Annotated in this window: 6 protein-coding genes; 1 reads left to right on the top strand and 5 read right to left on the bottom strand. The window is 71.3% G+C overall.

Features of this window, described 5'->3' with window-relative positions; genetic code table 11:
• Nucleotides 1–197: 197 nt before the first annotated feature.
• Nucleotides 198–1,229 (bottom strand): class II fructose-bisphosphatase, encoded by a 1,032-nt coding sequence (glpX, locus tag ACGFU6_RS36825; protein WP_393616921.1) that lies wholly within the window; start codon nt 1,227–1,229, stop codon nt 198–200.
• Nucleotides 1,230–1,370: 141 nt separating this feature from the next.
• On the opposite strand from glpX, the gene ACGFU6_RS36820 reads away from it, so the two are divergent.
• Complete coding sequence (locus tag ACGFU6_RS36820) at nt 1,371–1,889, top strand: DUF4245 domain-containing protein (protein WP_393616920.1); 519 nt, start codon at nt 1,371–1,373, stop codon at nt 1,887–1,889.
• Between the two features lie 78 nt (nt 1,890–1,967).
• Here the strand turns inward: ACGFU6_RS36820 and ACGFU6_RS36815 are convergent, their stop codons facing one another.
• From ACGFU6_RS36815 to ACGFU6_RS36800, 4 genes are all read right to left on the bottom strand, one after another.
• Complete coding sequence (locus ACGFU6_RS36815; protein ID WP_393616919.1) at nt 1,968–2,558, bottom strand: malonic semialdehyde reductase; 591 nt, start codon at nt 2,556–2,558, stop codon at nt 1,968–1,970.
• Between the two features lie 159 nt (nt 2,559–2,717).
• Nucleotides 2,718–2,981: an exodeoxyribonuclease VII small subunit gene (locus ACGFU6_RS36810; RefSeq protein ID WP_393616918.1), complete on the bottom strand. Its 264-nt coding sequence runs from the start codon at nt 2,979–2,981 to the stop codon at nt 2,718–2,720.
• Between the two features lie 88 nt (nt 2,982–3,069).
• Nucleotides 3,070–4,281, bottom strand: coding sequence for an exodeoxyribonuclease VII large subunit (gene xseA, locus ACGFU6_RS36805; RefSeq protein ID WP_393616917.1), 1,212 nt, complete (start codon nt 4,279–4,281; stop codon nt 3,070–3,072).
• Nucleotides 4,282–4,440: 159 nt separating this feature from the next.
• Nucleotides 4,441–5,877: an APC family permease gene (locus ACGFU6_RS36800; RefSeq protein ID WP_393616916.1), complete on the bottom strand. Its 1,437-nt coding sequence runs from the start codon at nt 5,875–5,877 to the stop codon at nt 4,441–4,443.
• Nucleotides 5,878–6,000 lie beyond the last annotated feature (123 nt).

The raw sequence follows: 6,000 nt of genomic DNA, 5'->3' as shown, positions 1-6,000 counted from the left end.
CACTCGCCCCAACACGCACCTCACACTTCGCAGCACTCCGCCCCACCGGATAAATCCGATGGGGCGGAACGAAGGGGCATTCGCCAACAGCATCCACCGCACATGGGGGGCGCCCCTCTCACGCGAACGTGAACGAGCCTGCGTCGTAGGCGTCTACGACGTACGCGACGCAGGCGTCTACGACGTACGCGCCTGCGTCACTTCGCGCGGTCGAAGTCGATCGCGCTGTAGGCCCGCAGCTTCGACAGCCGGTGGGTCGAGTCGATCTTCCGGATGGTGCCCGACTTGGACCGCATCACGATCGACTCGGTGGTCGCCGTCTCCGCGCGGTAGCGCACACCGCGCATCAGTTCGCCGTCCGTGATGCCGGTCGCCACGAAGAACACGTTGTCGCCGCTGACCAGGTCGTCCGTGGACAGCACCCGGTCCAGGTCGTGCCCGGCGTCCAGCGCGCGCTGGCGCTCGGCCGCGTCCTTCGGCCAGAGCTTGCCCTGGATGACACCGCCGAGGCACTTTATGGCGCAGGCCGAGATGATGCCTTCCGGGGTGCCGCCGATCCCCATCAGCAGGTCGACGCCGGTGTCGTCGCGGGCGGCCATGATCGAGCCCGCGACATCTCCGTCGGAGATGAACTTGATCCGCGCGCCGGTCTCCCGGATCTCCTTGACGATGCCCTCGTGGCGCGGGCGGTCCAGGATGACGACGGTGACGTCCTCGGGGGTGGAGTTCTTCGCCCTCGCGACCCGTCGGATGTTCACCGAGACGGGGGCGTTGATGTCGACGAAGTCGGCGGCCTCGGGGCCGGTGACCAGCTTGTCCATGTAGAAGACCGCGGACGGGTCGAACATCGCGCCCCGGTCGGCGGCGGCCAGCACGGCGATCGCGTTCGGCATGCCCTTGGCGTTCAGGGTCGTGCCGTCGATCGGGTCGACGGCGATGTCGACCTCGGGGCCGGTGCCGTCACCGACCCGCTCGCCGTTGAACAGCATGGGGGCTTCGTCCTTCTCGCCCTCACCGATGACGACGATGCCGTTCATCGACACGGTGGAGACGAGGGTCCGCATGGCCTTCACGGCGGCGCCGTCGGCGCCGATCTTGTCCCCGCGGCCGACCCAGCGCCCGGCGGCCATGGCGGCGGCCTCGGTGACCCGGACGAGCTCCAGGGCGAGGTTGCGGTCGGGGGCCTCCGGGGAGACCTCCAGCTGGGACGGCAGATGATGCTCGGACATCGGAGCGCACCTTTCTGTACGACGACGACCGGATGAGGGTGATGTGACTCTATCGTCAGGTCGATAAAATGAGCAGACCGGGTCACTTATGAGCGGGCGCCCCCGGTTCGGTGCCGTCGGGGCTGATGCGACGATGGACCCGTGGCAAGCAAGCGAGGCAAGCAGACAGTGCGGGACATGTTCCTGTCGTTGGCGGTGATCGCCGCCGTGGCGGGGGTCGTCTACATCTTCGTCCCGCACGACGACAAGGCCGATCCGGTCAAGGCGGTCGACTACCGGGTCGAGCTCCTGACGGCGCGGCGCGCGGCTCCGTACCCGGTGGCGGCGCCCAGCGGTCTGACGCAGAAGTGGAAGCCGACCTCCGTCAGCTACGAGCGCGAGGCCGGCAACAGCTGGCACCTGGGCTTCCTCGATCCGGACGGCGGGTACGTCGCGGTGGAGCAGTCCACGTCGCCGGCGAAGAAGTACATCACCGCTGTCAGTCAGGACGCGAAGAACACCGGCCGCACCCAGCAGGTCGCCGGTGAGAGCTGGCAGCACTGGGAGGGCCCCAAGTACGACGCCCTCGTGCGCGAGGGCAAGGGGGCGACCACGGTCGTCACCGGCTCCGCCTCGCCGGAGCGGCTGGCGGAGATGGCGGCGGCGCTCAAGACGTCCTGACGGCGCCTTCCGGCATACGGGAAAGGCCCTGGAGCACCTGCTCCAGGGCCTTTCCCGTATGCCGCGGCGTGCTCGGACTCAGACGCTCTTGATGACCTCGTCGTAGGCCAGGCGCGGCAGACGCGGGAACCAGGCGTCGTCGCCCGGCTTGCCGATGTTGACGACCATCAGCACGTTGTGGTCGCCGTCCAGGAACTCCTTCTCGATGCCCGCGGCGTCGTAGCCGGTCATCGGGCCGGCGGCCAGGCCGGCGGCGCGGACGCCGATGATGAAGTAGGCGGCCTGCAGTGCGCCGTTCAGCACGGCGGCGGACTCGCGGACCGGGCGCTCGGAGAAGAACGCGTCCTTGGCCTGCGGGAAGTGCGGCAGCAGCGCCGGGAGCTCCTCGTGGAACTCGTTGTCGGTGGCCAGGATCGCGACCAGCGGGGCGGTCGAGGTCTTGGGCTGGTTGCCCTCGGCCATGTGCTGGACGAGGCGCGCGCGGGCGTCGTCCGAGCGCACCAGGATGACGCGCAGCGGCGACTGGTTGAACGCGGTCGGGCCGTACTTGACCAGGTCGTAAATCGCCTGGACCTGCTCCTCGGTCACCGGCTCGTCGGTGAAGGTGTTGGCGGTGCGGGCCTCACGGAAGAGGAGGTCCTGGGCGGCGGGGTCAAGAACGAGGGACATCTTGCGTATTACCTTCCGGACGAACACGGGTGTCGAACTACTCCGGTCACCGTAAGGGAGGGGTAGGTTAACTTTCAACTAAAACTGGAGGGGAGTGATCCACTCCACAACGGTGACAGCGACGGCGACGGGTGGCCCTTCGGCCGTGCACCGCCCGATTCAGCCGGCGTCGGCCGCCGGGCCCTCGGCGCCGTCGGTCCCGGCCGGCCCCGCCAGCGCGGCGTCCAGCCGGGCGCGGGCGCCCTCCAGCCAGTGCCGGCACACCTTCGCCAGCTCCTCGCCCCGCTCCCACAGGGCCAGGGACTCCTCCAGGCTCGTCCCGCCCGCCTCCAGCCGGCGCACCACCTCGATCAGCTCGTCGCGCGCCTGCTCGTATCCGAGCGTGCCCGTGGCCGCAGCCGCCGTCGTCCCGTCGTCCGTCATGTGATCCACCCTATGCGTCGGCATGTCCGTCGGTTCCGGCCCCGGCCGGCCTTCCGGGGCCCTGTCCGCAGGGACCGGAAGGTGTTGCTCATCCGTCGACCCGCACCACGAACTCGCCCCCCGACACCCGGGCCCGCAGCGCGTCCCCGGCCGCCCCCGCGTCCGAGGGATCGCGCACCACGTGCCCGTCCGCCCGCTGCAGCACCGCGTAGCCGCGCTCCAGGGTCGCCGCGGGCGACAGCGCGACCACCCGGGCCCTGGTGTGGGAGAGCTCCGAGTCCGCACGGTCCAGCAGATGGCCCAGCACCCGCCGGCCGCGCCCGATCAGCGCGTCGACCTCCGCCGCGCGCTCGTCCACCATCCGCTGCGGACGCTCCATCGAGGGCCGCCCCAGCGCGTGGGCCAGCCCCCGCTCCTCCCGGTCGAGCAGGCCCCGCAGCGACCGCAGCGCCCGGTCCCGCAGCTGCTGCACCCGGTCCAGCTCCTCGCTCACATCGGGCACGATCCGCTTCGCGGCGTCCGTGGGGGTGGAAGCCCGTACGTCGGCCACCAGGTCGAGGAGCGGGGAGTCCGGCTCGTGCCCGATGGCCGAGACCACCGGGGTGCGGCAGGCCGCGACCGTACGGATCAGCTGCTCGTCCGAGAACGGCAGCAGATCCTCCACGCTGCCGCCGCCGCGCGCCACGACGATCACGTCGACCTCCGGGATCCCGTCCAGCTCCTGCACGGCCTGGACCACCTGGTTCACCGCGTGCACGCCCTGCACGGCGGTGTTGCGGACCTCGAAGCGGACCGCGGGCCACCGGCGCCGGGTGTTCTCCAGGACATCGCGTTCGGCCGCCGAGGCCCGGCCGCAGACGAGGCCGATCAGCTGCGGCAGGAAGGGCAGCGGCTTCTTGCGGTCGAGGGCGAAGAGGCCCTCCCCGGCCAGTGACTTCTTCAGCAGCTCCAGCCGGACCAGCAGCTCGCCGATGCCGACCGGCCGTATCTCCGTGGCACGCAGCGAGAGCTGCCCGCGGGGGGCGTACCACTCGGGCTTGGCGAGGACGACGACCCGCGCGCCCTCCGTGACCACGTCGGCGATCCGGTCGAAGACCTGCCGGAAGCACGTCACGCTCACCGAGATGTCGTGCGAGGGGTCGCGCAGTGTCAGGAACACCACTCCGGCCCCCGGCCGCCGCGAGAGCTGGGTGATCTGTCCCTCGACCCAGACGGCACCGAGCCGGTCGATCCAGCCGCCGATGAGCCGTGACACGTCACCGACGGGCAGCGGAGCTTCCGCGGATGTTTGGAGAGCCATGCGAGCGAGCGTATCCGTCGGCACCGACAACCGGCCGGTCCCGCGGAAGGAGCCCGGGAGAAGGAACCCGCGGGCATCGAACCTGCGGGCGCCGAGCGCGCCACCCGCCGCGCTCCTGACGCTGCCCGCCCGTGTCCCTCACGCTGCCCGCCGTGTCCCTCACGCCGCCCGCCGTCCGCGCTGCACCAGGAGTACCGCGAGCCCCACCACGAGCCAGCACGCCCCCACCACCTGCGCGCTCGACGTCGCCTCCACGATCACCGCGATCAGCACGCCGGCGCCCACCACCGGGATCAGGACGTGCCGCCACCAGCTCGGCGGCCCCTCCATCCGGCGCACCACGAACCAGCCGACCACCGAAGCGTGCAGCAGCACGAACGCGGTCAGCGCGCCCACGTCCACCACCGACACCAGATGGTCCAGGCCGTCGTCGCGCCGGGCCGCCCAGACCGCCGCCACCAGCGTCACGACCGCCGCGATCAGGATCGCGATCCGGGGCACCCCCGAGCGCGGATCGACCTTGGACAGCAGCGCGGGCAGCCGGCGCTCCCGGGCCATCGCGAACAGCAGCCGGCCTGCGGCCGCCTGCCCGGCCAGCGCCGCGAACGCCGCCCCGATCGCCTTGCTGACCGCCACCAGATCGTGCAGCCAGGAGCCGACCGCGGAGTCCACCGTGTCGTAGAAGGCGGAGCCCTGGGCGGCCGGGTCGGCGGCCAGCTCGGCCGATGTCATCGGTTCGAGCAGCGCCGCCAGATACGCCTGTGCCACGAACAGGAACCCCGCCAGCACCAGGCAGAACAGCAGCGCCCGCGCCACCTTGGCCGAGCCGCCCGTCACCTCCTCCGCGAACGTGGCGATGGCGTCGAAGCCCAGGTACGACAGCACGGCCACGGACACCGCCCCCAGCACGGCCGACGCGGAGAAGCCCGCGTCGCCGTTGAGCGGCGTCAGCCAGCCGCGCTGCGCCCCGTCCTGTACCAGGACCACCACGGCGGACACCAGGAACACCAGCAGCACCACGATCTCCATGGCGAGCACCGCGAAGCCGACCCGGGCCGCCGCCCGTACTCCCCAGAGGTTCAGCAGCGTCGTGAGGACCACGGCCAGCGCGGTCCACACCCACCGTGACACCTCCGGCACCAGCGAGTTCATCGCGATGCCGGAGAAGAGGTAGGCGACCGCCGGGATCAGCAGGTAGTCCAGCATCGCCATCCACCCGGCGATGAATCCCGGCGCCTCCCCGAGCCCCTTGCGCGCGTACGCGAACACCGAACCCGCCAGGGGAGCGACCCGCACCATCTGGGCGTAGCTGAAGGCGGTGAACGCCATCACCACGGTCGCCGCGATGTAGACCAGCGCCACCGCGCCGTGGGATTTGGCGTCGAGCGTGCCGAAGACGCCGACCGGGGCCATCGGGGCGATGAACAGCAGCCCGTAGACCACCAGATCCCGGAAGCCCAGCGTCCGCCGCAGCCCCGCCCGGCCTGCGGTGCTGCCGGAGACCTCGCCGGAATCCGCGTCGCGGCGGCCGGAACCCGTACCGCTGCCGGAACCCGTACCGCTGCCGGAATCGCTGCGGCTGTCGCTGCCGGCCATGAGTCCTCCGTTGTTCGCGTGATGATCAGTCTCCCGACCCCGTCGGCCCCGCGCCTGTTCGGTACGGCCTAACGGCCTCCCCTGCCCCGGGGAGCGGACTCCAGGCGCCCTCCGGCTCCGCGC

Source organism: Streptomyces sp. NPDC048462 (assembly GCF_043200175.1).
Classification (GTDB): Bacteria; Actinomycetota; Actinomycetes; order Streptomycetales; family Streptomycetaceae; genus Streptomyces.
Note: the sequence above shows the minus strand (reverse complement) of the source record. Positions and strands in the feature narration are given on the sequence as shown.